At 46.9% G+C, this 2,723-nt stretch carries 2 protein-coding genes, 2 tRNA genes and 2 pseudogenes; 3 read left to right on the top strand and 3 right to left on the bottom strand.

The window, feature by feature from the left end:
• Window positions 1-356 precede the first annotated feature (356 nt).
• A pseudogene (locus tag JK198_RS17000) lies at window positions 357-501 on the bottom strand (integrase); the annotation flags it as partial.
• A gap of 1 nt (window position 502) precedes the next feature.
• Between JK198_RS17000 and JK198_RS16900 the strand changes: the two are divergent.
• The 3 genes and pseudogenes from JK198_RS16900 to nadS all read left to right on the top strand — a co-directional run.
• Window positions 503-673: pseudogene (locus JK198_RS16900) on the top strand (hypothetical protein); the annotation flags it as partial.
• Window positions 674-1,039: 366 nt separating this feature from the next.
• Window positions 1,040-1,351 carry a type II toxin-antitoxin system RelE/ParE family toxin gene (locus JK198_RS16685; protein WP_212706647.1) on the top strand — a complete coding sequence of 104 codons (312 nt, stop codon included), beginning with the start codon at window positions 1,040-1,042 and terminating at the stop codon, window positions 1,349-1,351.
• Window positions 1,351-1,650 carry a NadS family protein gene (gene nadS, locus JK198_RS16680; RefSeq protein ID WP_212706648.1) on the top strand — a complete coding sequence of 100 codons (300 nt, stop codon included), beginning with the start codon at window positions 1,351-1,353 and terminating at the stop codon, window positions 1,648-1,650. The genes JK198_RS16685 and nadS overlap by 1 nt, the downstream gene beginning before the upstream one ends.
• A gap of 130 nt (window positions 1,651-1,780) precedes the next feature.
• Here the strand turns inward: nadS and JK198_RS16675 are convergent.
• Window positions 1,781-1,867, bottom strand: a tRNA-Leu gene (locus JK198_RS16675).
• A 5-nt stretch (window positions 1,868-1,872) separates the two neighbouring features.
• A tRNA-Cys gene (locus JK198_RS16670) sits at window positions 1,873-1,946 on the bottom strand.
• Window positions 1,947-2,723 lie beyond the last annotated feature (777 nt).

The raw sequence follows: 2,723 nt of genomic DNA, 5'->3' as shown, positions 1-2,723 counted from the left end.
GGTAACGTTGAACCCGGAACGGGAAAAACAGGCGGCTTAAATTAACCGGGGGTGACAACTACCTTGACACTTACCGGCCTCCGTAGATGAACAAGCCCCGGCACATAAAAATGTACCGGGGCTGTATCAGACGAGTTCAAAGACGAGAGAATATCCGCAGTCACAGCAGGCGAAAACCGGTGACTGATTCTTCGTTACCGTTTCTGCATAGCCGATAAATATGTCATGATCACGGCCAAAAATTCGATCACCGCGGCTACCGTTCCGCGGTCCACACCACCGAAGATAACCGGGTGGATGCGCTGTTGCCTGCCATCTTTTCCAATTCACCGGCGTCTTTATCACGGCATCAACAACTATGTCACACCCTGCCCTGTCTGGCGGATACGCTCCGGTGTCAGTTTGGCATACCGTTCGTACTCTGGATGCTGGCATGGCCGGTTGTGCTTTCACATCATATAAGCTGTATTGGCCGCTGGAGACCAGTAAAGAGGCGACAGCCTTCGCCAGTCATTTTATGATGCGGGGAGAGAATACTCTGCTGATTCAGCTGGTACCCGGTCACATTACAATGGCGATGAAATATGCCCACTTTGCAGCAGATCCTCCTGATGCAGTTGTCGCACTTAACCCTTTTAATAATCGCGAAGAAGTCACATCAATGGATTGGTGATAAAACGCATTGCTGCCATTTTGCTGCCACTGCGGATCGCAGAAAACAAAAAACCGCCTTGCGGCGGTTAAACGACATTGCATATATGTACTTATTTTTGTTCATTTTGAATCAGTGGTGCCCGGGGCGGGACTTGAACCCGCACAGCCATACAGCCGATTGGTTTTAAAAACTACAATGCTGCGTTTAAAACGCATAAGATTATGATTTATTTTAAATTGTATATTATTTACAGCTACTCAATTTAGCTGATTATTGAATTTTTCCACTTTATTATAAGCGCAATCCCACACCGAACTATACACCATTGACTTATAGATTATAGGTGCTAGCATCTCTGCCGCCATACGCCAATGACGTATACTTATGCTATTTATTGAAACCCATATATTCACCGAAGATGTAAAGGAACTACTGAACGATGATGAATATTGTGAGTTTCAGCAGTTCATGGCAGACAACCCTGCCTGGGGAGACGTGATCCAAAATACAGGTGGCCTCCGTAAGGTACGTTGGGCGGCCAAAGGCAAAGGTAAACGTGGTGGTGTCCGGGTAATTTACTACTATAAAGTATCCGAATCACAGATCAGGCTACTACTCATCTATAAAAAAGGCATCAGGGATGATTTATCTGAGGAAGAAAAACGTCTGTTAAGGGCGTTGAACGAGAGCTGGTAATGGACAAGAAACTGTTTGAACGCCTGACAGAAAGTATGGCGCAAATGAATGAAATTGTTGATGGTTCACGTGAACCATCCCGTGAAACAATGGTTACCGCAGTTAAGGTCAAAGCTATCAGAACAGCCACAGGTCTTTCACAAAGTGGGTTCGCTAAACTGATTTCAGTAAATGTTGATACGCTAAAGAACTGGGAACAGGGACGACGCGAACCCACCGGACCGGCAAAAGCATTGCTCAGAGCGATAGAACGCGATCCACAACATGTGATCCCGGCACTTTCTCCGGACATACCCTAACCACAGAAACCAGCCTTAAAGCTGGTTTTTTTGCCTGACAATAACGTACAACCGCAGAAAACAAAAAACCGCCTTGCGGCGGTTAAACGACATTGCACATAAGTGCTTATTTTTGTTCATTTTGAATCAGTGGTGCCCGGGGCGGGACTTGAACCCGCACAGCCATACAGCCGAGGGATTTTAAATCCCTTGTGTCTACCGATTTCACCACCCGGGCAAATCTGGAGGCGCGTCCCGGAGTCGAACCGAGGTAGGCGGATTTGCAATCCGCTGCATGGCCACTCTGCCAACGCGCCTTTTAACTCTTTAAATTACAACACGTTACTTTGCGCTATAATCTTTAATTCTTTTAATCTGAAATCAGATTCAGACTTAACTATTTGATTCCGAAGACTTAATGTCTTGTTGTCTCTGGAATGGCGGCTATTATGGACTTGTTCCCCATGCTTGGCAAGAGCAATACGCTTTTTTTTCTGAGAAAAACGTTTGAGTGACTGAAAATTCAGCGAACTGTTCAGAGAGCAAACACCTGAAAATGAAAGTGATTAAATTACCCGCGCTCACTGCCGGTTCAGTGAACAATCCCCCCGCGTTCAGGAATCACTTTTATTCCGACACTACCGCGTGCCGGTACGCGCCTTCGCGTTACACTGCCTGTCAGGCGGTCTGTCGTGATACTGTATAAACCAACCCTGCCAGTCCCGACCGTAATCACTGGCCGCCGATGCAGTCCTTAACAGCATCACCATCAGCGCAATATTCAGCCCGCAGACTATGATAACTCTCAACAGCTATGTTTTATTCTGCGGCCAAAAGGTACTGTCGCGGACAGGACTGGCCGATTGATAGCGGTACAAAAACTGAAAGGTAATGACAGAGAAGAGAAATTCAGGGGCAATTCCGGCTGCGGACAGCATCAGCGGCTAAAACGAAAACAGGACCTTTCGGTCCTGTTTTGGCATTTACCAGAAATTTATCGACTCTCTGGTATTATATAATCTGGAGCGGGAAACGAGACTCGAACTCGCGACCCCGACCTTGGCAAGGTCGTGCTCTACCAACTGAGCTATTCC

It is taken from the genome of Tatumella sp. JGM91 (assembly GCF_018257575.1).
GTDB classification, from domain to species: Bacteria; Pseudomonadota; Gammaproteobacteria; order Enterobacterales; family Enterobacteriaceae; genus Tatumella; species Tatumella punctata.
Note: the sequence above shows the minus strand (reverse complement) of the source record. Positions and strands in the feature narration are given on the sequence as shown.

Bases quoted from the DNA above. Each gene is read 5' to 3' on its own strand.
- nadS (WP_212706648.1), top strand. From the start codon at position 1,351: ATGGACAAGAAACTGTTTGAACGCCTGACAGAAAGTATGGCGCAAATG.
- JK198_RS16685 (WP_212706647.1), top strand. From the start codon at position 1,040: ATGCTATTTATTGAAACCCATATATTCACCGAAGATGTAAAGGAACTA.